Annotated in this window: 27 protein-coding genes; 22 read left to right on the forward strand and 5 right to left on the reverse strand. The window is 65.5% G+C overall.

Annotated elements, in window-relative coordinates; genetic code table 11:
- The first annotated feature begins 213 nt into the window (after positions 1-213).
- A complete protein-coding gene (locus BW970_RS05395) occupies positions 214-1,269 on the forward strand; it encodes a calcium-binding protein (RefSeq protein ID WP_076529401.1) in 1,056 nt (351 codons plus the stop codon).
- Between the two features lie 110 nt (positions 1,270-1,379).
- Here BW970_RS05395 and BW970_RS05400 read toward each other — a convergent pair whose 3' ends face one another.
- Positions 1,380-1,907, reverse strand: a complete 528-nt coding sequence (locus BW970_RS05400) for a DUF1643 domain-containing protein (RefSeq protein ID WP_308469319.1) — start codon at positions 1,905-1,907, stop codon at positions 1,380-1,382.
- 45 nt (positions 1,908-1,952) lie between these two features.
- On the opposite strand from BW970_RS05400, the gene crcB reads away from it, so the two are divergent.
- The 13 genes from crcB (at position 1,953) to BW970_RS05465 (ending at position 15,417) form a co-directional block, all read left to right on the forward strand.
- Positions 1,953-2,327 carry a fluoride efflux transporter CrcB gene (crcB, locus tag BW970_RS05405; RefSeq protein ID WP_076529403.1) on the forward strand — a complete coding sequence of 125 codons (375 nt, stop codon included), beginning with the start codon at positions 1,953-1,955 and terminating at the stop codon, positions 2,325-2,327.
- Positions 2,324-3,400: an RluA family pseudouridine synthase gene (locus BW970_RS05410; RefSeq protein ID WP_076529404.1), complete on the forward strand. Its 1,077-nt coding sequence runs from the start codon at positions 2,324-2,326 to the stop codon at positions 3,398-3,400. Before crcB ends, BW970_RS05410 begins: the two co-directional genes overlap by 4 nt.
- Positions 3,401-3,414: 14 nt before the next feature.
- Entirely contained in the window at positions 3,415-4,128 is a 714-nt protein-coding gene (locus tag BW970_RS05415) for an ATP12 family chaperone protein (protein WP_076529405.1), read from the forward strand.
- Positions 4,129-4,374: 246 nt separating this feature from the next.
- The gene (locus BW970_RS05420) at positions 4,375-5,391 is read left to right on the forward strand and encodes an amino acid ABC transporter substrate-binding protein (protein ID WP_076529406.1); all 1,017 of its coding nucleotides are present in this window, start codon (positions 4,375-4,377) and stop codon (positions 5,389-5,391) included.
- A gap of 120 nt (positions 5,392-5,511) precedes the next feature.
- Positions 5,512-6,765 carry an amino acid ABC transporter permease gene (locus tag BW970_RS05425; protein WP_076529407.1) on the forward strand — a complete coding sequence of 418 codons (1,254 nt, stop codon included), beginning with the start codon at positions 5,512-5,514 and terminating at the stop codon, positions 6,763-6,765.
- 1 nt (position 6,766) lies between these two features.
- Positions 6,767-8,068: an amino acid ABC transporter permease gene (locus BW970_RS05430; protein ID WP_076529408.1), complete on the forward strand. Its 1,302-nt coding sequence runs from the start codon at positions 6,767-6,769 to the stop codon at positions 8,066-8,068.
- 12 nt (positions 8,069-8,080) lie between these two features.
- Complete coding sequence (locus tag BW970_RS05435) at positions 8,081-8,872, forward strand: amino acid ABC transporter ATP-binding protein (protein ID WP_076529409.1); 792 nt, start codon at positions 8,081-8,083, stop codon at positions 8,870-8,872.
- A gap of 103 nt (positions 8,873-8,975) precedes the next feature.
- Complete coding sequence (locus BW970_RS05440) at positions 8,976-9,575, forward strand: (d)CMP kinase (RefSeq protein ID WP_076529410.1); 600 nt, start codon at positions 8,976-8,978, stop codon at positions 9,573-9,575.
- Between the two features lie 75 nt (positions 9,576-9,650).
- Positions 9,651-10,484: a flagellar motor protein MotB gene (locus BW970_RS05445; RefSeq protein ID WP_076529411.1), complete on the forward strand. Its 834-nt coding sequence runs from the start codon at positions 9,651-9,653 to the stop codon at positions 10,482-10,484.
- Between the two features lie 86 nt (positions 10,485-10,570).
- A complete protein-coding gene (locus tag BW970_RS05450) occupies positions 10,571-11,872 on the forward strand; it encodes a flagellar hook protein FlgE (protein ID WP_076529412.1) in 1,302 nt (433 codons plus the stop codon).
- A gap of 18 nt (positions 11,873-11,890) precedes the next feature.
- Positions 11,891-13,315: a FlgK family flagellar hook-associated protein gene (locus tag BW970_RS05455; protein WP_076529413.1), complete on the forward strand. Its 1,425-nt coding sequence runs from the start codon at positions 11,891-11,893 to the stop codon at positions 13,313-13,315.
- Positions 13,316-13,318: 3 nt separating this feature from the next.
- Positions 13,319-14,323: a flagellin gene (locus BW970_RS05460; protein ID WP_076529414.1), complete on the forward strand. Its 1,005-nt coding sequence runs from the start codon at positions 13,319-13,321 to the stop codon at positions 14,321-14,323.
- Complete coding sequence (locus tag BW970_RS05465) at positions 14,320-15,417, forward strand: flagellar basal body P-ring protein FlgI (protein WP_076529415.1); 1,098 nt, start codon at positions 14,320-14,322, stop codon at positions 15,415-15,417. The genes BW970_RS05460 and BW970_RS05465 overlap by 4 nt, the downstream gene beginning before the upstream one ends.
- A 53-nt stretch (positions 15,418-15,470) precedes the next feature.
- Here the strand turns inward: BW970_RS05465 and fliP are convergent, their stop codons facing one another.
- Genes fliP through fliF form a run of 4 tightly spaced genes read right to left on the reverse strand, consistent with a single transcriptional unit; the run spans position 15,471 to position 18,604 of the window.
- Positions 15,471-16,184: a flagellar type III secretion system pore protein FliP gene (fliP, locus tag BW970_RS05470; RefSeq protein ID WP_076530135.1), complete on the reverse strand. Its 714-nt coding sequence runs from the start codon at positions 16,182-16,184 to the stop codon at positions 15,471-15,473.
- Entirely contained in the window at positions 16,184-16,462 is a 279-nt protein-coding gene (locus tag BW970_RS05475) for a FliM/FliN family flagellar motor switch protein (protein ID WP_076529416.1), read from the reverse strand. Before BW970_RS05475 ends, fliP begins: the two co-directional genes overlap by 1 nt.
- Positions 16,455-17,051 carry a FliH/SctL family protein gene (locus tag BW970_RS05480; protein WP_076529417.1) on the reverse strand — a complete coding sequence of 199 codons (597 nt, stop codon included), beginning with the start codon at positions 17,049-17,051 and terminating at the stop codon, positions 16,455-16,457. Before BW970_RS05480 ends, BW970_RS05475 begins: the two co-directional genes overlap by 8 nt.
- The gene (fliF, locus tag BW970_RS05485) at positions 17,051-18,604 is read right to left on the reverse strand and encodes a flagellar basal-body MS-ring/collar protein FliF (RefSeq protein WP_076529418.1); all 1,554 of its coding nucleotides are present in this window, start codon (positions 18,602-18,604) and stop codon (positions 17,051-17,053) included. Before fliF ends, BW970_RS05480 begins: the two co-directional genes overlap by 1 nt.
- Before the next feature lie 110 nt (positions 18,605-18,714).
- Between fliF and BW970_RS05490 the strand changes: the two genes are divergently transcribed.
- The 8 genes from BW970_RS05490 (at position 18,715) to BW970_RS05525 (ending at position 26,876) form a co-directional block, all read left to right on the forward strand.
- Positions 18,715-19,191 (forward strand): flagellar basal body-associated FliL family protein, encoded by a 477-nt coding sequence (locus tag BW970_RS05490; protein ID WP_076529419.1) that lies wholly within the window; start codon positions 18,715-18,717, stop codon positions 19,189-19,191.
- Between the two features lie 12 nt (positions 19,192-19,203).
- Positions 19,204-19,578, forward strand: coding sequence for a hypothetical protein (locus BW970_RS05495; RefSeq protein ID WP_076529420.1), 375 nt, complete (start codon positions 19,204-19,206; stop codon positions 19,576-19,578).
- Positions 19,575-20,144 (forward strand): MotE family protein, encoded by a 570-nt coding sequence (locus BW970_RS05500; RefSeq protein WP_076529421.1) that lies wholly within the window; start codon positions 19,575-19,577, stop codon positions 20,142-20,144. The genes BW970_RS05495 and BW970_RS05500 overlap by 4 nt, the downstream gene beginning before the upstream one ends.
- Positions 20,145-20,207: 63 nt before the next feature.
- Complete coding sequence (gene motA, locus BW970_RS05505; RefSeq protein ID WP_076529422.1) at positions 20,208-21,077, forward strand: flagellar motor stator protein MotA; 870 nt, start codon at positions 20,208-20,210, stop codon at positions 21,075-21,077.
- A 1-nt stretch (position 21,078) separates the two neighbouring features.
- Positions 21,079-23,253 carry a hypothetical protein gene (locus BW970_RS05510; RefSeq protein WP_076529423.1) on the forward strand — a complete coding sequence of 725 codons (2,175 nt, stop codon included), beginning with the start codon at positions 21,079-21,081 and terminating at the stop codon, positions 23,251-23,253.
- Positions 23,254-23,324: 71 nt separating this feature from the next.
- A complete protein-coding gene (locus tag BW970_RS05515; RefSeq protein ID WP_229740463.1) occupies positions 23,325-24,026 on the forward strand; it encodes a lysozyme family protein in 702 nt (233 codons plus the stop codon).
- Position 24,027: 1 nt separating this feature from the next.
- Complete coding sequence (gene flhA / locus BW970_RS05520; RefSeq protein ID WP_076529425.1) at positions 24,028-26,112, forward strand: flagellar biosynthesis protein FlhA; 2,085 nt, start codon at positions 24,028-24,030, stop codon at positions 26,110-26,112.
- On the forward strand, positions 26,109-26,876 hold the full coding sequence (locus BW970_RS05525) for a flagellar biosynthetic protein FliR (RefSeq protein WP_076529426.1): 768 nt from the start codon (positions 26,109-26,111) through the stop codon (positions 26,874-26,876). The genes flhA and BW970_RS05525 overlap by 4 nt, the downstream gene beginning before the upstream one ends.
- Position 26,877: the final 1 nt, after the last annotated feature.

A 26,877-nucleotide genomic window follows, 5' to 3' on the forward strand; every position in this document is an offset into this window, starting at 1 on the left:
CGTGGAGTCACCCGCCGGTTCAGGCGGATGGGGGCCTTTAGGGCAAATTGCGCGAAAGATAAAGCCCAAACCGGGCCACAGGCACAAACGCAGGCGATCCGCTCCGCGTTCGCGCCTTGTTCACGCCACGATTCCCTGTTATTTATACATATATATCATAGTGTTAACCGAAATCATGGTTAATTTCGGCCATGCGGCGGAAAGGTGGGGGAAATGTTTGGACTGTTCGGAATGCTCGGTCTGCTGATGGTGGGACTGGCAGGCAGCAGCCTGGTCATGCGCGGCTCGACCAGCGAGGATGAGGACGCGCCGCCCGCAGAGCCCGACGCCCCGGAGCCCTCCGGGACCGAGGAGGACGCGGCCCAGCCCCCCGCACAGCTTTGGGATGCCGGGATCGACGAGGGGGCGCCCACGGGCGACAGCGCCGATCCCGCGCAGGAGGCCCCGGCGCACCCCCAGCCGCAAGACGCGCAGGCGCTGCCCCACAGGCTGCACATGGTGGCGGCAGACCACGGCGCGGCCGATGCGGCCCAGCGTCTGGTCGGCGGGCGGGGCAATGATGGCATCGAGGGCAGCGACGGCCGGGACCGCATCTTCGGCCGCCCCGGAGACGATCAGTTGCACGGCGGCGGCGACAACGACCGGATCCGCGGCGGCGACGGGGACGACACCGTGCTGGGAGGCTTTGGCGATGACCGGATCTGGGGCGCGACAGGCGACGACACGCTGTTCGGGCAGGAAGGCAACGATACCCTGTTCGGCGGCGCCGGACAGGATACGGTGCTTGGCGGCAACGGAAACGACACCCTTGCCGGGGACGAGGGCGACGACTGGCTGGCAGGCGGCATGGGCAACGATCTGCTGATTGCCGGTCCGGGGCAGGACACGCTGGATGGCGATGCCGGCGACGATACGCTTGTCGGGGCCTTTCACGGCGACTGGGGCAATGCCGGAAACTACCTCAACGGCGGCGAAGGCCATGATGTGCTGCGCGTCGGTGCGGGCGACATCGCCACCGGCGGCAACGGAATGGACCGTTTCGAGCTGGCCGCTGACACGCAGGGACAACTTGCCCGCATCATGGATTATGACCCCACGCAGGATGAGCTGATCGTGGTCTATGATGCCGCAGGCCCGGCGCCGCAGGTGACGCTGACCCCCGGCGGCATCGCCGATGATGTCCTCATCCTGCTGGATGGCAGGCCCGTGGCCGAGGTGGCCGGCGCCGCCGGACTGACCCCCGACAGCATCCGGCTGGCCCCGCGCTAGGTGCCCCGGCAGGGAACCCGCGGGCAGCACCGGAGCGCGGCGGCCCGGCCCGACGGGCGGGGGAATGCCCGGCGCCCGGCCCGCCCGGCTCGCGCAAGGCGCCGGGCGGCCTATGGCGCGGGCCAAGGCTGCGGACGCACCGCATAGGCGGTGTACAGCGGATGGCGAGGCTGCCCCTGCCCGGTCAGTCCAAGATGATGCAGCCGGTGCCCCGCCGCCCGCAACAGCGCCGCGACCTGCGCGCCGCGCCCCAGATGCGTGCCATGATTTCCCCAGCCACAAACCAGAAGCTCCACCTCCGCCATCGCCAGGACCAGCGCCGCATCGGCCCCGGCCCCCAGCGGATCGACGGCCCGTTTCAGATCGCGCGGGTCGGTGGCGCGATAGGCGAACAGGTTGCCGATCGAGATCCCGCCAAAGCCCATGGCACGGGCACGGGCGCCGCATCGGGCAATGGTCGGGTCGTCCTGCGCCTCGGTCGCGGTCGAGGGGTTCAGCATCACCCAGCCCAGGACCGGCCCCCCGGCCCAGCGCCGATGCAGCGCATGGCGAAAGGACAGGCACGGCGAATAGAGCGCCTGCGAGACGACAGGGCCGGCAATATGGTCGCGGCAGATCATCGCCGCGTGATGCCGCACCGCGCCCCTGTTGACAAGCCAGGCCGGGCCGCGCAGAGGAAGGCCATGATCTGGACCCTTTCACAGGTGGCCTTGGGCGGTGCTGTCGGCGCCGTCGCGCGGTTTGTCACCGTCAGCGGCATTGCCCGTCTGGCGGGCACCGGCTTTCCGCTGGGCACGATGGTGGTGAATGTGGCCGGATCGTTCCTGATGGGCGTGCTGTGGATCTGGCTGGAGGCGCGGGGGCTGACCCGGCTTGCGCCCTTGCTGATGGCGGGGGTTCTGGGTGGGTTTACCACCTTTTCCGCCTTTTCGCTGGATGTGCTGCGGCTGTGGGATACTGGCGAAACACTGGCGGCGGCGGGCTATGCAATGGGCTCGGTCATGCTGTCGGTCGGGGCACTGGTCGCTGGCGCGACCCTGATGCGGGGAATGGTATGAACAGCGTCCAGATGGTCACGGTGACCGAGGCCGAAGGCGAACAGCGGCTGGACCGCTGGATGAAGCGGCGGTTCGAGCAACTGAACCAGAGCGCCGTCGAAAAGATGTGCCGCACGGGACAGGTGCGGGTGGATGGCGCGCGCGCCAAGGCCAGCGACCGGGTGGCCCCCGGCATGGTCGTCCGCGTGCCCCCCCTGCCCGACACCCCGCCCGCGCCCAAAGCCGAAGGCGGCATCACCGCAGAGGATGCGGCGATGATCCAGTCCTGCGTGTTGTGGAAGGATCAGCACCTGATCGTGCTGAACAAGCCTGCGGGCCTGCCCAGCCAGGGCGGCAGCGGGCTGGACCACCGCCATGTCGACGGGCTGACCCCCGCGCTGATGTTCGGCTACAAGGAACGCCCCAAGCTGGTGCACCGGCTGGACAAGGACACCAGCGGCCTGCTGGTGCTGGCCCGCACCGACCGCGTGGCCCGCGCCCTGTCCGAAGCGTTCCGCCTGCGCACCACCCGCAAGATCTATTGGGCCGCCGTCGCTGGTGTGCCGAACCCCAAGATGGGCACCATCCGCTTTGGTCTGGTCAAGGCGCCGGGCCATGGCAAGTCGGGCGAGGGTGAAAAGATGATCTGCATCCACCCCAACAAGGTGGACGCAACCGAAGGCGCCAAGCGCGCGACGACCGATTACGCCGTGATGGAAATCCTTGGCTCTCGCGTCAGCTGGGTGGGTCTTGCCCCGATCACGGGGCGGACCCACCAGTTGCGCGCCCATATGGCCGAACTTGGCCATCCGATCATCGGCGATGGCAAATACGGTGGCAGCGGTCAGGAAAACATGGGCGATGGCTGGGGCGCGCAACTGGGCGGCGAGATCAGCCGCAAGCTGCACCTGCACGCAAGGCTGCTGAGCTTTGACCATCCGGTGACGAAAAAGCACATGACCTTTACCGCCCCCCTGCCGCAGCACATGGAAAAGACCTGGAAGACGCTGGGATGGGATGTGCATTCGGTCCCGCCGGATCCGTTCAACCTGGACAACTGGCCGGGCGTCACGGCACCCCGGCGGCGCGACTGACGAAAGAGGGTGGCATGAGCGGCTGGACGGCAAAGCGGTTCTGGACAACGGCGACGGTCGAGCCCGAGGGATCGGGCTGGGCGGTGCGGCTGGACGGGCGGGCGGTCAAGACCCCGGCCAAGGCGCCGCTGCTCGTGCCCACCAGGGCCATGGCCTGTGCAATCGCGGCCGAATGGGACGCGCAGGATGGCGTGGTGAAACCCGACACGATGCCTGTCACCCGCGCCGCCAATTCGGCCATCGACAAGGTGACACCGCAATTCGATGCCGTGGCCGAGATGCTGGCCGACTATGGCGGCACCGACCTGCTGTGCTACCGTGCCGAGGCCCCCGCCCCCCTGGCCGCCCGGCAGGCGGCAGCCTGGGATCCGCTGCTGGACTGGGCGGCGCATAGCCTTGGGGCACGGCTGGTCCCGGTGTTCGGCGTGGTGCCGGTGCCGCAGGATCCTGCCAGCCTTGACCGGCTGGCACAGCAGGTACGGGGCTTTGACCCGTTCCGCCTGACCGCGCTGTACGATCTGGTGGCGATCTCCGGCTCGCTTGTCATCGGGCTGGCCGTCGCATCCGGCCGGATCCCTGTCGACCAGGGCTGGATGATCTCGCGGATCGACGAACACTGGCAGGCCGAACAATGGGGGGCCGATGCCGAAGCCGAGGCCACCGAGGCAGTGAAACGCACCGCCATGCAGGATGCAGCGCGATTCCTGCACCTTTGCACCGCCGAATAGGCCGCGCCGAAACAGTGTTGCGCCAAACCGGGCCGATCAGCAAGGATCGGACCCGGACTATTGCGGCCTCAAGAACTTTCTGCAAATGCAAAGGCCTGAGTTACGCGAGCCTTGACGCAGCCAGCAGCTTCGTCGCACTATCTTCGATACCCCGTGGCAGGGACACGAAGGGCATCTTCAGCCGCTGCGGGATCCAAAAAGAATGATCCGCCGGGCCTTCCGGTGGCAACTCAGGAAGAGGTACGCATGAAAAAATCCGTTTTCCTTGGCACGCTTTCGCTGACTGCCCTCGCGGCGGGCTTCGCGTCGGCAGCCACGCTGGACGACGTCAAGGCGCGCGGCACGCTGAACTGTGGCGTGTCCACCGGCGTCAACGGTTTCTCTGCGCCCGACTCGAATGGCGTGTGGCAAGGCTTTGACGTGGCGATCTGCCGCGCTGTGGCGGCAGCCGTGCTGGGCGACCCGATGAAGGTGAACTTCATCACCACCACCGGCCAGACCCGTTTCTCGGCCCTGGCTTCGGGCGAGATCGACATCCTTGCCCGGAACACCACCTGGACCTTCAGCCGCGACGCGGACCTGAAATTCACCTTCGCTGGCGTGAACTACTATGACGGCCAGGGCTTCATGGTGAACAAGGCACTGGGCGTGTCGTCGGCAAAAGAACTGGACGGCGCGACCGTCTGCATCCAGACCGGCACCACGACCGAACTGAACCTGGCCGACTACTTCAAAGCCAACAACATGAAGTATGAGCCGGTTCCGATCGAAACCAACGCCGAAGCACAGCAGCAGTACCTTGCCGGTGCCTGTGACGTCTACACGACCGATGCTTCGGGCCTGGCCGCGACCCGCGCCACCTTTGCCGATGCAGAGAATCACATCGTTCTGCCCGAGATCATCTCCAAAGAGCCGCTCGGCCCGCTGGTGCGCCAGGGCGATGAACAGTGGTCGGACATCGCCCGCTGGACGCTGAACGCCCTGATCGCCGCCGAAGAATACGGCGTGACCTCGGCCAATATCGAGGAACTGGCAAAAAGCACCGAGAACCCCGAGATCAAGCGCCTTCTGGGCACCGAAGGGGAACTGGGCAAGATGCTGGGCCTGGACAACGACTGGGCCGTGCGCGCCATCAAGGCCGGCGGCAACTATGGCGAGATCTTCGCGTCGAACATCGGCGAGGCCACCCCGATCGGTCTGGCCCGCGGCCTGAACGCACAATGGACGCAAGGCGGCCTGCTCTACGCACCGCCCTTCCGCTAAGACACCACCGGAAGGGGCGCGGTTCCTGCGCCCCTTCCCGCTTTCTCGATCTGCGACAATCAATCCGCCCCGGCACATGCCGGAGAGTGCAAAGCGCCAGGCGGAGCAGGGGGTAAATTCATGGCGACCATGCCCGACGTCCGCAAGGACGGGTTTCGGCTGAGCATGCTGATATATGATACTCGGTATCGCTCAATCACGCTTCAGGTCATCTTTCTCGGTATCTTTGTCATTGCCGCATGGTGGCTGATCCACAATACCGTCGAAAACCTGCGTGCCCTTGGCAAGGATTTCAGCTTCGGTTTTCTGACGGTCCGCTCGGGCTATGACATCAACCAGAGGCTGATCGAGTATTCCAGCGACAGCACCCATGCCCGCGCATTTCTGGTCGGGTTGCTCAATACCTTGCTGGTGGCGTTTCTGGCCTGCATCAGCGCCACGGTCGTCGGGGTTCTGGCCGGTGTCCTGCGCCTGTCCAAGAACTGGCTCGTCGCCCGGCTGATGACGGTCTATGTCGAAGCCTTCCGCAACATCCCCTTGCTGATCTGGATCCTGCTGATCTTTGCGATCATGACAGAATCCATGCCCGCCCCCAGCGCCTTCCGCGGCGAGAACGCGACCAGTTCGATGATGCTGTTCGACAGCATTGCGGTCACAAACCGCGGTGTTTATGTGCCCGAACCGCTGTTCAGCCGGTCGCTTGGCAATCTCGATCTGGGCATCTTCCTGGTTTCGCTGGATCTTCTGGCCATTGTCGCGGTCATCCTGGGCAGCGTTCTGGCCAACCGCAAACTGCTGAAAACCGCCGAGCGGATCCAGAACGATACCGGCGTGCGTCCGGTCACCTGGTGGAAATCCATCCTGATCTTTCTGGCCCCGCTGGTGGTGCTGAAATTCGCGCTCGGGTTCCATCTGGGCCTGCCAGAGCTGCGCGGCTTCAACTTTGCCGATGGCACATTTCTGCGCAACTCGCTGATCGCGCTGTGGTTCGCGCTGACCGTCTATACCGGCGCCTTCATCGCCGAAACGGTGCGCGCCGGGATCATGGCCGTATCGCATGGTCAGACCGAGGCCGCAGCAGCCCTTGGCCTGCGTCCCGGCCGGATCATGAGCCTTGTGGTTCTGCCACAGGCGCTGCGCGTGATCATTCCCCCGATGATCTCGCAGTATCTCAACATCACCAAGAACACGTCCCTCGCCCTTGCCGTCGGGTATATGGACATCCGGTCCACCCTTGGCGGGATCACCATCAACCAGACCGGGCGCGAGCTGGAAGGGATGCTGCTGATGATGCTGACCTATCTGGTCATCAGCCTGCTGATCTCGATGGCGATGAACGTCTACAACGCCAGCGTCAAATTGAAGGAGCGCTGAGATGAGCGATACGCACGCCCAGACCGTTCCTTTCGTCCGCGACACGATGCTGCCGCAGCAAGCCCCGCCGACCAGTCAGATCGGTGCGGTGCGCTGGCTGCGCGAGAACCTGTTTTCCAGCGTGTTGAACGTGGCGCTCACGGTTCTTGCCGTCGGCACGATCGTGTGGATCGTCATGCACATCGGCCCCTGGCTGATGAATTCCGTCTGGAATGCCAACAGTCTGGCGGAATGCCGCCAGATCCTTGCCGGGGAATCCGGCGCCTGCTTTGCGGTGATCCGTGACCGCTGGCATCAGTTGATGTTCGGCTTCTACCCGTCGGATCTGTACTGGCGGCCGATCCTGGCCATGGTGCTGATGCTGGTCGCCATCGCGCCCATCCTGTTCGACAAGCTGCCGCGCAAGCTGATTTGGTTTTCGGCACTCTATCCGTTCGTGGCCTTCTGGCTGCTGTGGGGCGGCTCGCTTTGGCTGCCGCTGGCCGTGATCGGCGGCTTTGCGGTGGGCTACGGCGCCTTTCTCGGGCTGAGCCGGGTGACTGGCAGCGTCCTTGCACTGATCGGTGCCGTTCTGGCGGCCATCGTCTGGTGGGTCTGGCTGGCGGCCCCGGTGTCCTCGGCGCTGCAATCGGCGGTTTCCCTGTCGATCCGCCCGGTGCCCAGCCGTGATTTCGGCGGCTTCATGCTGTCGATCATCATCGGCGTCACCGGTATCGCGCTGTCGCTGCCGCTGGGCATCATGCTGGCGCTCGGTCGCAAGTCGGACATGCTGCTGATCAAGGCGATCAGCGTCGGCTTCATCGAATTCATCCGAGGCGTGCCGCTGATCACCCTGTTGTTCACCGCATCGCTGCTGCTGAACTACTTCCTGCCTCCGGGCACCAGCTTCGACATCATCCTGCGCGTGATCATCATGGTGACGCTATTCGCGGCCGCCTACATGGCCGAGGTGATCCGCGGCGGTCTGGCGGCCCTGCCCCGCGGCCAGTACGAGGCAGCGGATGCATTGGGGCTGGATTACTGGAAGGCGATGCGGCTGATCATCTTGCCGCAGGCCCTGAAAATCTCGATCCCCGGCATCGTCAACACCTTCATCGGGCTGTTCAAGGACACCACGCTGGTGGTGTTCATCGGCCTGCTGGATCCGATCGGCCTGTCGAACGCCATTCGCGCCGACACGAACTGGAACGGTATCTACTGGGAACTGTTCATCTTCATCGGCGTCTGCTTCTTCATCTTCTGCTTCGGCATGTCGCGTTATTCCATGTATCTGGAACGCCGGCTGAAGACGGACCATAGGTAAGGAATTCCCCCAATGTCCGAACTTGTACTCGACCACGACATCGACCGCAGCAAGATGAAGGTCTCGAACGAGATCGCCATCCAGATCGTCAAGATGAACAAGTGGTACGGCCAGTTCCACGTCCTGCGTGACATCGACATGACCGTTCATCGCGGCGAGCGTATCGTGATCTGCGGCCCCTCCGGCTCGGGCAAGTCCACCTTGATCCGCTGCATCAACCGGCTGGAGGAACACCAGTCCGGGCAGATCGTGGTGGATGGCACCGAACTGACCAGCGACCTCAAGAACATCGACAAGGTGCGGTCCGAGGTGGGCATGGTGTTCCAGCACTTCAACCTGTTCCCGCATCTGACCATCCTGGAGAACTGCACGCTGGCGCCGATCTGGGTGCGCAAGACCCCCAGAAAAGAGGCCGAGGAAATCGCCATGCACTTTCTGCGCAAGGTGAAAATCCCCGAGCAGGCGCTGAAGTACCCCGGCCAGTTGTCGGGCGGTCAGCAACAGCGCGTCGCCATCGCGCGGTCCTTGTGCATGAAGCCGCGCATCATGCTGTTCGACGAGCCGACCAGCGCCCTTGATCCCGAGATGATCAAGGAGGTGCTGGACACCATGATCGAGCTGGCCGAGGAAGGCATGACCATGCTTTGTGTGACGCATGAGATGGGCTTTGCCCAGGCGGTGGCGAACCGGGTGATCTTCATGGATCAGGGGCAGATCGTCGAACAGAACGAGCCCAAGGAATTCTTCAACAATCCCCAATCCGACCGGACGAAACTGTTCCTCAGCCAGATCCTTGGCCACTGACCACGTCGGGGCCCTGCCCCGCCGCGCATCCTTGCATTCTCTGGGCGGCGGGTTTGCGAAACCCGCCGTTTCCGTTTAAGGGCTGCCTCCAGCGGAGGCGCGAATGATCTTTACAGTGGCAATCGACGGGCCGGCAGCGGCCGGCAAGGGCACGATCAGCCGGGCGGTGGCGGCACGGTTCGGGTTTGCCCATCTGGATACCGGGCTGCTGTACCGGGCGGTCGGCGCCAAGGTCGCAGCCGGGGTAGAGCCAGAGGCGGCGGCGCTGGCGCTGGTCCCCGCAGATCTGGATGCCGCAGGTCTGCGCACCCTTGCGGCCGGGCAGGCCGCAAGCCGTGTTGCGGCCCTTCCCGCCGTGCGGGCGGCATTGATCGAGTTCCAGCGCCGCTTCGCGCGACAAGAGGGCGGCGCCGTGCTGGACGGGCGGGACATCGGCACCGTGATCTGCCCCGAGGCAGAGGTGAAATTGTATGTCACCGCCAGCCCTGAAATACGCGCCCACCGGCGCTGGCTGGAAGTCGGCGGCGATGCCGGGCAGGTTCTGGCCGAAGTGCGCGAACGCGATGCCCGCGACATGCACCGCGCCGATGCCCCGCTTCGCCCGGCGGCGGATGCCGTGGTGATCGACACGTCGGACATGCCCGTCGAAGAGGCCATCGCCCGGGCAACCGCGCTGATCGCCGCGCATATGGAAAGCCCATAGCATTCTATCTGTTAAGCCCGCCCTAACGCTGCCTGTGCCACCACTGGGTCCGGGTGAGACGAAAGGGTGATTGGAATGGCCAGGCAAGGCAATGCCGCGCCGGTCATCATCAAGCGCAAGAAGGTTGTCGGCGAACACGGGCATCATGGCGGGGCGTGGAAGGTCGCCTATGCCGATTTCGTGACCGCGATGATGGCGTTCTTTCTGCTGATGTGGCTGCTGAATGCGACGACCGAGAAGCAACGCAAGGGAATCGCGGATTATTTTGATCCGGTGATCGCGGTAAACCGGATTTCCGGCGGCGGCGACGGGGCCTTTGGCGGGGAAAGTATGTTCTCTGAGGATGTGCTGGCGCAGACCGGCACAGGGGCCAGCGCGGCCCGCCCGACGGAACAGCGGCAGGCCATGGGCCTCACCGGCGACGCCGAGGCCGCGGCAGAGCAACGCGCGCTCGAAGATCTGGACTCGGCCCTGCGCGCGACCAGCGGCGAAAGCATGACGATGGAGCGTCTGATGCGCCATGTGGTCACGCGGATCACGGACGAGGGTTTGGTCGTCGAACTGTTCGATCTGCCGGACTCGCCGCTGTTCATTCCCGCATCCGCCACCGCCACTCCGCTGTTGAAAGAGCTGATGCAGGTCGTGGCCGACAGCTTTCGGCTGGTGGGGAATCAGGTGGCGGTGCAGGGATTCGTGCCATCTTTTCCGATAACGCTGATCGAGAACCCCGTCTGGGCCCTGTCGGCAGAGCGGGCGCTGGGCGCGCGGGCCTTGTTGCAGGGGGCGGGCCTTGACCCCGAGCGTATTCAACGTGTTACCGGCTATGCCGACCGCCGCCCGGCCGTCAACGATCCCATGGCCCTGCGCAACAACCGGCTGGAACTCGTCCTGCTGCGCACCGGCAGATGAGCGGGCCGCGCGCATTAGGCGGAAATTAAGCCCACGCCGTCATTCTGCCTGCGGCACATGTCGCAGCAGTAGAAAGGCGCGATCAGATGACGATTTCCTCCTCGCTCAACGCCGGTGTGGCCGGGCTGAACGCCAATGCCGCCCGGCTGGCCTCGATTTCCGACAACATCGCCAATTCGGCGACCTATGGTTACAAGCGCAATACCGTCGATTTCCATTCGATGGTGATCGGCTCGTCAAACCCCGGCCGGTATACTGCGGGCGGCGTGCGCACCACGGCGCTGCGGCTGATCGACGAACGCGGGCCTTTGGTGCGCACCGACAATGCCACCGATCTGTCGGTGGACGGGCGCGGGTTTCTGCCTGTCACCTCGATGTCGTCTCTGGGCAGCGACGGGGCCGCCAGCACCTTGCAACTGATGACGACAGGATCCTTTCGCCCGGATGCCAGCGGCTATCTGACCACGGCCACCGGCCATGTGCTGATGGGCTGGCCTGCGGGTGCGGACGGGACGGTCGGGACACGAACCCGCGAATCCATGGCAGGGCTGGAACCTGTGCGCGTGAACATGAACCAGTTCACCGCAAATCCGACCACGGCCATCGGCCTGACCCTGAACCTGCCCGCCACAGCCACGACAGCGGGCGCCACAGGTGGCGCGCAGGAAGTGGCGATGGAATATTTCGACAATCTCGGCCTGTCGCGCACCCTGACCTTTTCCTTCACGCCCAATGTGCCTGCCACCGGCGCCTCGAACAGCTGGTCTCTCTCCATCCATGATTCCGCCTCGGATACCGTCGTGGGAGAATATACCATGGCCTTTGCCGACACCCAGACGGGCGGTGGTTTGCTGAATGCCATCACGACCCTGTCGGGCGGCGCCTATGACCCGGCGACGGGCGTGATGGCCCTGACGGTGGCAAGCGGCCCGATTTCGCTCAACATTGGCAAACCCGGCCAGTTGGACGGGATGACACAGTTGTCGTCCGATTTTTCCCCCGGCACGCAGACCAAGAACGGCACCCCCGTCGCGTCGATGGTCGCTGTGGAATTCGACTCTGCCGGCAATCTTTATGGCGTTTATGATCAAGGGTTTACTCGAAAACTCTACCAGGTGCCCGTCGCCGATGTCCGCAACCCCAACGGCCTTACTGCTGTCGGGGAACAGACCTACGAGGTGTCGATGGCCTCTGGCGGGTTCTACCTTTGGGATGCCGGCGATGGCCCCACCGGCGCCATGTCGCCCTATTCGCGCGAGGAAAGCGCGACGGATGTCGCGACCGAACTGACCCAGTTGATCCAGACCCAGCGCGCCTATTCCTCGAACGCAAAGGTCATCCAGACCGTGGACGAGATGTTGCAGGAAACCGCGAACCTCAAGCGTTGAACATAGGGAGGCAGGGCCATGAGCCTGTCGCAAAGCCTGACTGCGGCCATGTCCGGCCTGACCGCCGCCTCACGCGGGGCGCAGACCGTGGCCACCAACCTTGCCAACCTGCGCACCGCGGGCTTCGGGCGCCGAGATCTGCTGCTGAGCAGCCTTGCCAGTGGCGGGGTGCTGGTCGGCGCTGTCTTGCGCAACAGCACGCCGCTGATCACCGCAGACCGCCGCATCGCGCTGGCGGAAAGTTCGGTCGCGGACACGCGGCTGGGGTTTCGCACTGCGCTGGAGGGCTGGCTGGGAACACCGGGCACCGAAGGGTCGCTGACCACACGGATCGGGGCACTGGACTCCAGCTTGCTTGCCGCCGCAGCCGCGCCCGGAACCGAAGCGACGCTCGCAGCGGTGCTGAACGCGGCCATGGGGCTGGCCGGCACGCTTGCCAGTGTCTCGGCCAAGGTGCAGCAGGCCCGCAGCACGGCGGACGGCGCGATCGCCAATGATGTCGCCACGTTGAACCTGACGCTGGCACAGGTCGCCGACCTGAACCACAGCATCGTGAAAATGTCTGCCCTGGGGCGCGATACAGCGGCATTGGTCGATCAGCGTCAGGTGCTGGTCGACCAGATTGCCGCGATCGTTCCGTTGCGCGAGGTGCAGCGCGAGAATGGGCAGATCGCGCTCTATTCTGCCGGGGGCGCCACGCTTCTCGATGGCCGGCCGGCACATTTCGGCTTTGCGCAGGCGGGGGTGGTTGCCGCCGACTCGGGCGCCCTGTCTGACCTCACGATGAACGGGCGCCCCCTGTCCGCGGCGGATGGCGCGGCCATGGGCGGCGGCAGGCTTTCGGCGAATTTCGCCATCCGCGACGATCTGGGGCCTGCGGCCCAGCACCAGCTCGACGCCATCGCCCGCGATTTGATCACCCGGATGCAAGAGGCGGACTCGACCCTCGCCCCCGGCGCGGCGGGACTGTTCACCGATTCCGGCGCGGCATTCGACAGCGCGCGCGAACGCGGGCTGGCGTCACGGATCCGCGTGAACGCCGCCGTCGACCCGGCACAGGGCGGGGCGTTGTGGCGGCTGCGCGACGGGATTGGCGCTGTCTCGCCCGGTGACAGCGGGAACGGCGCAGGTCTGAGCGCCTGGGCCGCCGCCTTGTCCGAACCACGTGCTGCGGCGTCCGGCGGGTTCCTGCCCGGCTTGCGCAGCCTGTCCGGCCTGGCAGGCGACATGATGTCGGGGATCGCCACCGCGCGGCTGGCCGACGACGTTCAGGCCACCGTCGCCCACAGCCGCAGCAGCGCCCTGTCAGAACTGGAGGCCGCATCGGGCGTGGACAGCGACCGCGAGATGCAGATGCTGTTGCTGATCGAACGGTCCTATGCAGCAAATGCCAAAGTCATCCAAGCCGTGGATGGCATGATCGCAAACCTTCTGGAGATCTAAGCGATGACCATGATTTCATTGGGTGATCTGGCGCGCAACCTGATGCTTCAGCGCCAGACCTCTGCAACGCACAGCCGCCTGTCCAGACTGACACAGGAAATTGCCACCGGACGCCACGCCGATCAGGCCGCCGCGTCGCGCGGCAATCTGGGTCCGCTCTTGGGCATCGAGGCGGCACTGGCACGGATCGGCGGCTGGCAGACGGCCACCCGCACACTGGAGACCCGGCTTGACACGATGCAGGCCGCACTTGGCGCGCTGGATGGCATCGGCGGCGCGGTTGCCACGACCCTCCTCTCCGCAGGCAGCGCAACGCAGGATGACCAGGTCGATCTTGCCGCACAAGAGGCCCGGTCGCATCTGGACGCCGCCATCGGAATTCTGAACGCGCGCTCGGGCGATTATTCCGTCTTTGCCGGTGCCCGCAGTGACCATCCTGCCGTGATCAGCCCGGATGCGCTCCTCGATCTCGTGCTGCCGCTTGCCGCATCGCAAACGACCGCCGCCGGTGTTCAGGCCGCCATTGCCGCATGGTTCGACGATCCGGCCGGTTTCGACAGCCAGGCCTATACCGGGGGCGCCGCGCTGGCCGAGATCTGGGTCGGGCCGGAACAAAAGGCGGGGCTCCCGGTCACGGCCACGGATCCCGCGTTGAAATCGCTGCTTGCGGGCCTTGTGACGGCGGCGGTCATGGACCGTGGCATTCTCTCCGACGACCCCGTGCAGCGGCGCGAACTGGCGGGACGGGCAGGCGAAACGCTGTCGTCGAACGCAGCCCCGCGCACCGCACTTGCGGCCCGGATCGGCACAGTCCAGGCCCGGCTGACCCAGGCGCAGGCCCGCAATGCCGCCGAAGACTCCGTTCTGGGCATTGCGCGCAGCGGGCTTGTCTCGGTTGATCCCTATGCCACCGCGTCGGACATCGAAGCTACCCGGACCCAGTTGGAAACTCTCTACACCCTGACCGCGCGCCTGTCCGGTCTCAGCCTGATAGAGATGTTCAGATGATCCGCGTTGCCATATTCTGTCTGGTCTGCGCCGCACAGCCGGTTGCGGCGGCCCCGGTCCGGGTCAAGGATCTGGTCGAATTCGACGGCGTGCGCGGGAACGATCTGGTCGGCTACGGGCTTGTCGTGGGGCTCAACGGCTCGGGCGACGGGTTGCGCAACGCGCCCTTCACCGAAGAAATCCTGTCCAATCTGCTCGAACGGCTGGGCGTCAACGTCACTGGCGAGCAACTGCGCCCCAAGAATGTGGCCGCTGTGATGGTCACCGCCAGCCTGCCGCCCTTCTCCCGTGCCGGGGGCCGGATTGACGTGACGGTTTCCGCGATCGGCGATGCGAAAAGCCTGCTGGGTGGCACGTTGGTCATGACGCCGTTGAATGGTGCCGACGGCCAGATCTACGCCGTGGCGCAGGGGGCCGTGCTGGCTGGCGGCATCGCCGCCGAAGGCGCGGCTGCGCGCATTGTGCAAGGTGTGCCCACGGCCGGCGTGATCCCGAGCGGCGCACGGGTCGAGCGTGAAGTGGAATTCGACTTCACCACGCTCTCGGCCATCCGGCTGGCGCTGCGCAGCCCGGACTTCACCACGGCGGCGCGGATCGAGGCCGCAGTGAATGCGGAATTCGGCCGCCCGATTGCCTCCATGCTGGATGGCGGGACCGTGGCGGTGGACATCGACGCGGCGCGTATGCGCTCTGCCGCCCATGTCATTGGCCGGATCGAGAACATCCCGGTCGAACCCGAACGCCGCGCCCGCGTGGTCGTCGATCAGCGATCGGGAACCATCGTGATGGGGGCGGATGTCCGGATCAGCCGCGTTGCGGTTGCACAGGGCGGATTGACCCTGCGGGTCGACGAGACGCCGGTCGTTGTCCAGCCCAACCCTTTCAGCCGGGGCGAGAGCATCGTCGTTCCTCGCAGCGCGGCCGCCATCGACCAGCCCCCCGGCACCGGGCTGGCCGAGGTCAGCGGCGGGACCAACCTGTCCGAAATCGTCGCGGGGTTGAATGCCCTTGGGGTTGCACCGCGGGACATGATCGACATCCTCAAGACGATCAATGCTGCGGGGGCGCTGCACGCCGAATTCGTCGTCCAGTAGATCAGCAAAGGGTGCCAGGCCACGCGGCCCCGGCACCCTTTGCGCGATCTGTCTCAGGAATAGCTGCGGACCAGGGCGGCGGCGATCAGGCTCCAGCCATCGGCGACCACGAAGAACGCGAGTTTGAACGGCAGCGAGACGACAGCCGGCGGCACCATCATCATGCCCATCGACATCAGGATGGCCGCAACGACCAGATCAATGATCAGAAACGGCAGGAAAACCAGAAAACCGATCTGGAATGCGCGTTCGATCTCGCTCAGCAGAAAGGACGGCACCAACACCGACAGCGGCGCCTCGGGTGCAGCGGGCGTCTCTGCCAGGCCAGGGCGCAGCGCCGCAAGGGTTGCAAAGGTATCGGCATCAAGCCGCGCCGCCATGAATCGGCGGAACGGTTCCATGGACCTTGTGAAAGCCTCCTCCAGCGGCAGCCGCCCCTCGGAGAAGGGTGCCATGCCGGTTGTCCAGGCCTCGGTCAGGACGGGATCCATCACGAACCATGTCAGAAACAGCGCAAGGGTGATGATCAGCATGTTCGGCGGTGCCGCCTGCAAGCCGATCGCCTGCCGCAAGATGGACAGGACTGTGACAACAAAGGGGAAACAGGTGATCATCACCGCAAGGCCCGGCACAAGGCTGAGCAATGTCACCAATGCCAGCAGTTGCACCGTGCGCGCGGTGAAGGTGCCACCATCGCCCATGGTCAGCGTGATGTCCTGCGCGGCGGCCGGACCTGCCAGCAGAACCAGCAGCAGGGCAAGCCGGATCACGATCCGCCACGCAGGTTGACAACCTCTGTCAGGCGAACGGCCAGTTGGCCGGAGCTGTCTCCGTCGATCTCGTGCAATTCGCCGCGCGCGATCAGCCGGTCGCCAATATACAGATCCACCGGATCCTCGATCCGGCGGTCCAGCGACAAGACTGCATCGCGGCGCAGGCGCAACAACTCGCGGACCTGCAGGCGGGCCTTGCCGACAGAAACCGTGATCTCCATCGGCACCTGATCAAAGGGATGCACGCCATCCCCCGCCGTCACCTCATCCATGGCGGCTCTCCTTTGCGGCAAGAGTAAAGAAATCGTCCAGCGCGGCGCGGATCGTGGCCAGCGCGGCATCAATGTCGACCCGTGTCTCCGTCTCGCCCAGCCCGAGCCAGATCTGACCTGGGGGCAGCCCGTCATCCTCGTGGTAGGCAATCGGAAGGCCGGGCGTGGTGCCCACCATGGCCTCGACCCGCTGGCGGATCGACGGATGCAACACGACCCGGACCGGCGCCTCGGCGGCAATCTCGACATAGGGGGTCAGCGCCTCGGCCACCAGATGCGGCAAGGCGGCATGGGCAATCTCTGGCAGCAGACGTGTGGCGAGTTCGGCGACCAGAGGGTTGAGCGCGCGCAGAACATGGCTGCGTGCCTCGTGGTAGGTGAAGGCCAGCCCCTGCAGGTTGCGCGCGATATCCGTGCGGATCTCGGCATCCTGATCGGCCTGAGCGGTCACGGCATCATCCCAGCCCGCACGATATCCGGCCTCGAAACTGACCAGGCGATCCTCCTCGATGGCGGTGTCGGGCGCGGCGTTCTGCCGGGTCGGATCACGCTGTGGGCTTGTGCCGAAATCCTCCAGAATCAGGGGCATCAGCGGCTTTCCTCGCGGTCTTCCATCCAGGTGCGCAGAATCTCCACTGATTCGACCTGACGTTCTGCGATCAGTTGCCGCAGGCGTTCAACCGGATCGCGGGGTTGGCCCTCGCCGGCGCTGGTGGCGACGACAGGCATCGCGCCCATGTCCGCATCATCATCGATCTCTCCGGTCAGGACCGGCACGGAAGACGCGCGCACCGGCGGCAATGCCATTGGCGGTGCCGCCACATCGCGGGCCGGACGCAGCAGCGGGCGCAGCACAAACAGACCCAGGACGAGGATCACGCTGGCGATGACGCCAAGCTGGATCAGCGCCATCGGGTCCAGCCGGTCCAACACACCGGCGGTCGCCGCGTTTTCACCGCCTGGCACCGGCTCGAATTCCATCGACTTGATGGTGATCACATCTCCCCGCGCAGCGTCGAACCCAACGGCCGATGCAACAAGATCGCGCAGATCGGCAAGTTCGGCCTCGGCCCGCGGCTGCCAACTTCCATCGGCGGCGCGCAACCCGTCAATCAGGACGGCCACCGTCAGCCGGCGCACGCCACCGGGCGCGCGCAGCACCTCGCGCGCGGTTTCCGACACCTCATAGTTGATGCGTTCGCGGGTCTCTGCCCCTTGGCTGCGGCTGCCTTCGCCTTGCGCCGCGTCGCCCTCGGGCAGGTTCGACGCCACCGTCACCCCCGGAGGAGATCCGGTGGCCGAGTTGGTCTTTTCCTCGGTCTCGGAAGAGATCATCACCCGCCCCTGCGGGTCGAACCGCCGTTCGGAGATGGACTCGCGCTCGGTCACGATCTCGACGGTCAGTTCGACCATTGCGCGCCCCTGCCCGACCCGTGCCGCAAGCAGGCGTTCGACCGCGCGCTTCATCTCGTCGCCACGCCCTTCGGCTGCACCGCCAGGCGACAGGCCGGGCATCGGTATCAGGCCACCGGCGGCGTCGATCACCGACACATCCTCGACCCCCAGACCCGCAACCGCCGAAGCCACCAGGTGACGGACAGCCTGGGCCTGGGCCGGGGTCATCATCCCCGAGAAGGTCGACACCGTGACCGACGCCGTCGATCGCTGATCCCGCCGGAAAGGCTGCGCTGCGGGAACCGCCAGATGGACACGGGCGCTGCGGACAAAGGGGCTGGCCGCGATGGTTCGCGCAAGTTCGCCTTCCTTGGCCCGCAGATAGGCCGCATCGAACATCTGCGAGGTGGTCCCGAACCCCGAGAGCTGATCCAGAAGCTCGTATCCCGCCCCGCCACCGGCGGGCAGACCATCCGCCGCGAGCGCCATGCGCAGCTGGTCGCGTTGCGGTTCAGGCACCCAGATCGAATCGCCACGCACCTCATAGGCGACACCGCGCTGCCCCAACGCGCCCACGACGTCCCCTGCGGCGGGCGGCTCAAGTCCTGCATAAAGCAACGCCATCGAAGGCGACGCGGCCATGCGGGCCAACGCGAGAATGGCCGCGAACATGGCCACAGTCACCGCCACGACGACCATTCGCCGCCGCATGTCCAGCATGGACCAGAAGGAAAGCACCTGTTGCACCGGATTCTCCGATCAGCGGCATCGCCTGATGTCCGATGCTTCGCGGATTGGGCTTAATAATCGGTTAGTGCCCACGCGCTTATACCTGTCGATACCGAACGGAGGCCAAGATGACAGACAGCGCAGTCCAGCACGCCGACGAAACCGGGTCCGGAAAAGGGATCCGCACCCTGATTTTATCAGTGTTTCTGGCTCTTCTGGCCGGAGGGGGCGCGTTCTACGCCACCTGGTCGGGCCTGATTCCCAGCCCGCTGCAACAGGCACCACCACGGTTGGCCGCCTTGCCCGACATTGATTTCGTTGCGCTCGACCCTCTGGTCATAAGCCTGGCCAACGGCGGCCAGACCCGACACCTGCGGTTCACCGCCCAGATCGAGGTGGAGCGCCCGTACAAATCCGAGGTCGAGCATCTCAAGCCGCGCATTCTCGATCTGCTGAACGGCTATCTGCGCGCACTGACACCATCCGAGCTGGAGGCGCCGGCCGCACTGGTCCGTCTGCGCGCACAGATGCTGCGGCGGCTTCAGATCATCACGGGCGAAGGCCGGGTGCGCGACCTGCTGATCACCGAATTTGTCATTAATTGAAGGAGTTGCGGTGTGGAACTGATCGCCGATGTATTTCTGGCAGCCGGCGCCTTCGGCGCCGCTGTCTATTGTTTCGTGCTGCAGCGTCGCCTGCGCCGGTTCACACAGCTTGAAAGCGGAATGGGTGGGGCAATCGCCGTACTCTCGGCGCAGGTCGACGATCTGACCAAGGCGCTGGCGACCGCCCGCGGGGCGGCCAACGACTCGACAGGCCGTCTTGAGACACTGACAGTCCGCGCTGATTCCCTCGCCGCGCGACTGGAGCTGCTGGTCTCGTCCCTGCACGATCTGCCCGAAGCCGAGGACAGGGGCGATACCTCAGGCGACCGGCGCATGAGATTCGTACGTTCTCGTGGACGACGCGATTCGGTGGAGGTCGCCGAATGATCCGGCGCAACCGTGGCCCTGTGCGCGGGGTGTTGGTCTTTCTCGCGGGTCTGATGCTTGCATCGGGGCTGATCCGGGTCGGTCTCGGGCTGACCCAGGCGCAAGCGGTACCGGCCCCGGACACACCCATGCACGCGCAGCCTGCGGCGGGATGCGCACAGCCGGTCAAAGAATTGGCAGATGCTCTGGGCCTGCGTGAAAGTCGCCTGTCCGTTCAGGAATCGGCGATCAATCAGCGGATGGCGGCGCTCGCCCTTGTGGAAGAGGCGCTTGCCGCCCGGTTGCGTCAGGTCGAAGCGGCCGAGGCAAGCCTCTCTGCCACGCTCGCGGCGGCAGATGGCGCCGCCGAAGGCGATCTGACGCGGTTGACCAGCGTCTACGAGGCGATGAAACCCAAGGACGCCGCCGCGCTGTTTGGCGCGATGGCGCCGGAATTCGCCGCCGGCTTTCTGGGCCGAATGCAGCCCGAAGCCGCCGCCGCCGTCCTGTCCGGCATGAGTACGGAAGGCGCCTATGCCATTTCGGTGCTGCTGGCAGGGCGCAATGCCCGTGTGCCAACCGAATGATGCGACACTTTCTTAACCCGCCTCTGCGAGGCTCGGGGCAGGAAACGGAACGGGGATTCACCAATGATCGGTATCGTCGGCATAGCTGTGATCTTTGTCATGGTGTTCGGAGGCTATCTGGCCGCGGGCGGCAAGATGGGGATCATCATGAAATCCCTGCCTTTCGAACTGATGATGATCGGCGGGGCCGCTGTCGGGGCGTTTCTTCTGGGCAACGATGGCAGTTCTGCCAAGGCGACGCTGAAAGACATCGGCAAGGTGTTCAAGGGGCCGACGTGGAAACCGGCCGACTACCGCGATCTCCTGTGTCTGCTGTTCGAACTGATCCGCATCGCCGGGACGAATCCCGTCGCGCTGGAGGAACATGTTGAAAATCCCCACGACTCCGCAGTGTTCGGGCGATATCCGCGCATTCAGCACGACCACGAGGCCGTGGAGCTGATCTGCGATACATTGCGCGCCGCCTCGATGAACTACGACGATCCCCATCAGGTCGAGGAAGTCCTGGACAAGCGGATGGAGGCAACCCGCCATCACGCCCTGCACCCCAGCCATGCCTTGCAGACCATGGCTGACGGCCTGCCCGCGCTGGGGATCGTTGCGGCCGTTCTGGGCGTGATCAAGACCATGGGTTCCATCGACCAGCCACCCGAAGTCCTGGGCAAGATGATTGGCGGCGCGTTGGTCGGCACCTTTCTCGGGGTGTTTCTGGCCTATGGAATCGTGGGCCCGTTCGCCGCAAAGGTCCGGGCTGCGGTCGAGGAGGATCAGCATTTCTATGGCCTGATCCGCGAAGTACTGGTCGCCAACCTCCACCGCCACCCTGCAAACATCTGTATCGAGGTGGGTCGGCAGAATACCCCGCATCACGTGCGCCCGAGCTTTGGCGATCTCGAAGATGCGCTGCGCGCGCTCAAGCAAGAGGCCGCCTGAGATGCTGCGGCTGATCGTGCTTGCCTGGCTGGTCTTGTCTACGGGAGCCTTCGCGCAGGTGGTCACCGTGCGCTCGGGAGAGCACGACGGGTTCACACGGCTCGTCCTGACCTTTCCCGAACCGGCTGGCTGGGATTTCGGGCGAACCGGCGATGGCTATGGGTTTCGAACCCGGCAACCCCGCTGGCGCTATGATATCTCGACCGTGTTCTCGCTGATCCCACGGGATAGGCTGGCGGCGCTGTGGGTCGATCCGGACAGCGGCGTGCTGCGACTGGGGCTTGCCTGCCCCTGCCATGCGATTGCAACGCCGTTTCGTCCGGGGATCGTTGTGGTCGATATCCGTCCCGGCCCGCCACCCCCCGGTTCGCCCTTCGAACAGGTACTGGATAACGCCGGACGGGACATGCCACACCTAACGCAACGAACAGCATTGCGCCCCAGGGAGCGTCCTCGGGATTTCCGTCCGCTCCCCGCCCCTGCCCTGCCTGCCTGGCACCTGGCCGCAGACAAGGGCGCGGACCCGTCGCTGGTCCCGAACCTTGCCCTTGACCCCGATCCACGGGCGGCAGTGCTCAAGGAGCGCCTGCTCCGCGAGCTTTCCCGCGGCATCGCGGCTGGAAGCCTGAGCCCGATGGCCACCATTCCCGCCACACCTCCCCCCACAGCCAAGACCCCCGAGGTTGACGTCGGGCAGCCGCCGCCGGGGGGAACGCAACTGCGGGTTCTCCCCCATGACGCGACCGCGCTGGCGGGCCTGTCCGACACCGGGCGCGCCTGTGTTCCCGATGATCAACTGGACATACCCGCCTGGGGCGCGGATGCGCCGCCCGCCGATCAGATTGCGCGTTTGCGTGCCGGACTGTCGGGAGAGTTCGACCGGGCCGATACGTCGCGGATCCTCCAGCTTGCGCGGCTGTATGTTCACCTCGGTTTCGGAGCGGAAACACGGTCGTTGCTCGCAGCCTGGAACCTGGATGGTGCGGATCACAGCCTGTTGGACACACTGGGAATTCTGGTGGATGGCGGCCTGGCGGAGCGCGGGTTCGATGGCATGGCCAGTTGCAATGGTCGCGCGGCCCTGTGGGCCGTGCTCGCCTCGCCGCATCTGCCGCACAAGGACGCAACAAACACCGCAGCCGTGCTGCGCGCATTCTCGGAATTGCCCCTTGGGTTGCGCCGAACCCTTGGCGTTTCTCTGGCGGACAGGTTCCTTGCCGCAGGCGATTCGGCCACGGCGCGGAGCATTCGCGACGCGATCAGTCGTGCGACGGACCGGGAGGACGGGCCTGTCGGCCTGATCGACGCGGGCTTGGACCGCCAGTCCGGTGCGGCAGTGCAGGCGGAAGCCAAGTTGATCCAGGTCGCCCGGCACGACACCACCCTCGCACCGCGCGCCCGCGCGGACCTGATCGACAGCCGCATCCGCCGCGGTGAAACCCCCGATCCCGATACCATCGCCGAACTGGAGGCGTTGATGCGGGAGCAGCGGGGTAGCGCGGATGAACCCGCGCTGCGCCGGGCGCTTGCGCAAAGCCTTGTCCTGACCGGAAATGCGCAGCGCGCGTTCTCTGAACTTGCCGGCGGGGATCCCTCGCTCGCCGCGCATCTATGGTCCCTGCTCACGGAGCGTGGCGATGGCATGGACCTTGTCGAACAGGCTCTGACCGCTGGTGACAGCGCACAGCAACTGCTGCCGTCGGTCCGGCAGTCGGTCGCCCGCCGCCTGATTGCCAACGGTTTTCCCGATGCAACCGGGAATTGGTTGTCCGGCCTGCCTGAACCGGGCGCCGCACTGTTGCGGGCAGAGGCCGCCCTGGCAATGCGGGATGGGCGGGCCGCGCTGCGGGAACTTGCCGGACTTTCAGACGCTGACAGCAACCGCCTGCGCGCCGGTGCCTTCGAACTGGTCGGAAACCTGGACGAGGCACAGCAAGCCTGGGAGGATGCGGGCGATCCCGCACAGGCCGCCCGCGTGCGGTTTCTGGCCCGGCACTGGCGCGATCTGGATCCGTCCGACGATTCCACCATCGCAGAGCTGCTGTCGGCCGCCCTGGCACCGGCGCCAGAGGGATTGGCGGCCATCGGACTGGCCGATGGCCAGAGCCTCCTGGACGCCAGCCGGGCGACACGGCAGGCCGCCGACGGACTGCTGCGCGACATGCCCGTCCCTTGAACCGCGAAACCTTTCGTCAACCTCGATGTGTCACGATCTGGACAGGCAGAATGCCCATATGCGAGGCTCAGGTGACAACAGTCAGGTTCTACCCCTTCGCCGCGCTCCACCTCCCTGCCCTCGCCTTGATGGTCGGGTTGCTTGGGGCGACATCGGCCAACGGCCAGTCGGACCTGTGCGAGACAGCGGTCCGCATGGCATCGGCGGAAACCGGGGTACCGCTGCCCGTCCTGCGCGCCATCATGCTGGTCGAGACCGGACGAACGCTGGCCGGCACACCGCAGCCATGGCCCTGGGCCGTGAACCACGCCGGCACCAGCCACTGGTTTCCCTCGCGCAAAGCCGCGGTCGACTTTGCCGCACAGGCGCTTGCCGATGGGTCCGGCAACCTGGATATCGGCTGCTTCCAGATGAACCATCGCTGGCACGGCGCCAAATTCTCGTCGCTGGACCAGATGTTCGACCCGGTCGAGAATGCCCGCCAGGCCGCGCGGTTCCTGCAACAGCTGCATCGTGACAGCGGCGATTGGGCGCAGACCGCAGGGCGCTATCATTCCCGGACACCCCATCTGGCCGAACGCTACCGCGCGCGGTTTGCAACACAGCTGGCGGCTGCGGATCAGCCAGACATGCCCGCGCCAGTGCGCAAGGGTGCCAATGGTTTTCCGCTGCTGCACGCCGGCAAAGGCGGCGCTCTGGGATCCTTGGTGCCGGCGGATGCCTCCGCGCGGCGCCTGCTGTCGGGGTCCGGTACGCCTTTGATCGGGGGATGACATGGCGCCTGTGATCACGTTATCCTCGGTGTTCCGCCCCACTGTGCTGATGGCGCTGGCCCTGATGATGGTCATCGTGATGATGGTCCTTCCGGTTCCGGCCTGGCTTCTGGACATCGGGCTTGCCGCCTCCTTCGCGCTGGCGATCCTGATCTTCACTGTGACGCTGTTCATCGAACGGCCACTGGATTTCTCGTCGTTTCCGACGATCCTGCTGGCCAGCCTCATGCTGCGCCTGTCGCTCAACGTCTCCTCGACCAAGCTGATCATCGGCCAGGGCCATACTGGCACCCATGCGGCCGGTTCGGTGATCGAGGGGTTCGCCAGTTTCATCATGGGCGGGTCGGTGCTTCAGGGCCTGGTCATATTCGGGGTGCTGCTGATCGTGAATTTCATGGTCATCACGAAAGGGGCCGGCCGCATGGCAGAGGTCAGCGCCCGTTTCGCGCTGGATGGTATGCCTGGACGGCAGCTTGCCATCGACAGCGACATGAACGCAGGCGCCATCGACCACACCGAAGCGCGGACGCGCCGTGAACGCGAACTGGCCGAAACCACCTTCTTCGGGTCGCTGGACGGGGCGTCCAAATTCGTCAAGGGCGATGCGGTTGCCGGTCTGCTGATCACCCTGCTGAACATCCTGGTCGGGCTGGGCGTGGGCATCGTCGGACATGGAATGCCGTTTGGCCAGGCCTTTGAAACCTATGCGATCCTGACTGTCGGGGATGGGCTGGTCGGTCAGATACCGGCGGTGATCACCTCGGTGGCCGCCGCCTTGCTGATGGCGCGGGGCGGGGCGACCGGCGCGGTGGACACCGCGATGACCGCGCAGCTTGGCCGCTATCCGGCGGCGATTGGCACCGTGGCCGCGCTGATGCTGCTGTTCGCGGTGTTTCCCGGACTTCCGTTCCTGCCCTTTGTGACCGGCGCCGCCGGGCTTGCGGGCATCGCCTATTGGCTGCACCGGAACAGGAGCCGGGCGGCGGTTCCGGCGCCCGAGCCGCCCGCGACCCCGGCCAAACCCCGTGCCATGGGCGACATTCTGGACTTCGACGAAATCCATGTCGAGTTTGCCCCCGATCTGGTCGCCATGGTGCTTGACCCTGGCACCGGGCTGGATGTGCGCATCGCCTCGATCCGCACCCATATTGCCACCACCTATGGCATCATCTTGCCGGAAATGCGCCTCACCGACGAGGCGACCCTGCCGCCCGGCGGCTATCGCATCCGCATTCAGGGTGTCGAGGTGGTGCAGGATCGCCTGGTGCCCGACAGGGCGCTGCTGCTGTTGCCAGAGGGGCAGGATGTCGGCCCCGATGGCCAGGATGTCCGCGAGCCGGTCTATGGCGCCCCGGCGCGCTGGATCGCCACCGACCGGCAAGAGGATGCAACCCTTGCCGGGTTGACTGTCGTGTCTCCTGCCGAAATTCTGGCCACCCATCTGCTGGAGGTGCTCAAGGGCAACCTTGCGCGCCTGCTCACCTTGCGTGGTCTGCGCAGGTTGCTCGATGCGTTCATCGCCCCGTCGGACCCGACCAGAGCCGAGGCGAACCGCCGCCTGCTGGACGAGTTGATCCCCGAAAAAGTGCCGCTGGACCTGCTGCTGTCGGTCTTGAAGCTTTTGCTGGAGGAACGGGTTTCGGTGCGCAACCTGCCCCTGATCCTAGAGGCGATGGCAGAACTGCGGACCACGACGCTCGCCCCCGAGGCGGTCTGCGATCATGTGCGCCAGCGGCTGGGTTTCCAGTTGGTAGCAGAGCTGAAGCGGCCCGACGGAACCATTCCGCTGATCCAGATGGCCGCAGACTGGGAACAGATCTTCACGCGCTATCAGATCGACGGCAATCGCGGGCTGCATGATGTTGCCTTGCCCCCGGTCGAATTCACCCGATTGGCCAATGCTCTTGGCGCGCAGGTTGCCAAGGCCGCAGAGCAGGGTATTGCCCCGGTTCTGGTAACATCGGCGCTGCGCCGGCGGTTCCTGCGCGGTGTCGCAGCGGCGCGGGGGCTGTCGATCGCCGTTCTGTCCTATGACGAGATCGGGGCCGATGCCCGGCCTGCGCTGATCGGCATGGTCCCCGCATGACCGGATTGCAGGAGGCCCTCGACTGGATGGAAGGCAGCGGTCTTGCCCTGTTCTGGTCCGGCTTTCTGTGTTTCGTCCGCATCGGCGCGGTCATGGCACTGTTGCCCGCCTTTGGCGACCAGGCGGTCCCTGCACGGTTCCGCCTGGTCCTGGCACTGGGGCTGACATTGGCCGTTGCCCCCACAATCGCCGAACCCGCCGACATCCGGCCAGGCTCAATGCTGGCCGAGGCGGCTATCGGGCTTGCATTGGGCGCGGGCTTTCGGCTTTTCGTCGTCGCCTTGCAGGTGGCAGGGGCGATGGCGGCCCAGTCCACCTCGCTGGCGCAGATTTTCGCCGGGGCCGGGGCAGAGCCGCAATCGGCCATTTCATCGCTGCTGACGATGGCCGCGCTGGCCCTGGCCTTTTCCATCGGGCTTCACCTGCGCGCCGTCGAGGCGCTGATCCTGTCGCACCAGCTTTTGCCGCAGGGCCGGTTCCCGTTGGCAACCGATATGGCCGATTGGGGGCTGGCCCAGATCCGGCACTGTTTCGCTCTGGCGTTTTCCCTCGCCGCACCGTTCCTGATCGGGGGGATGCTGTACAATGCGGCGCTTGGCGCGATCAACAAGGCAATGCCAACCCTGATGGTTGCCTTCGTCGGCGCACCGGCATTGACCCTGGGCGGGCTGGTCTTGCTCGCCATCTGTGCCCCATTGATGCTGGCGGCCTGGCTGGACGTGTGGCTGGGCTGGCTTGCCGATCCGTTCTCGCTGGCACGGTGAT

This window comes from Gemmobacter megaterium (assembly GCF_900156815.1).
Taxonomy (GTDB): domain Bacteria; phylum Pseudomonadota; class Alphaproteobacteria; order Rhodobacterales; family Rhodobacteraceae; genus Wagnerdoeblera; species Wagnerdoeblera megaterium.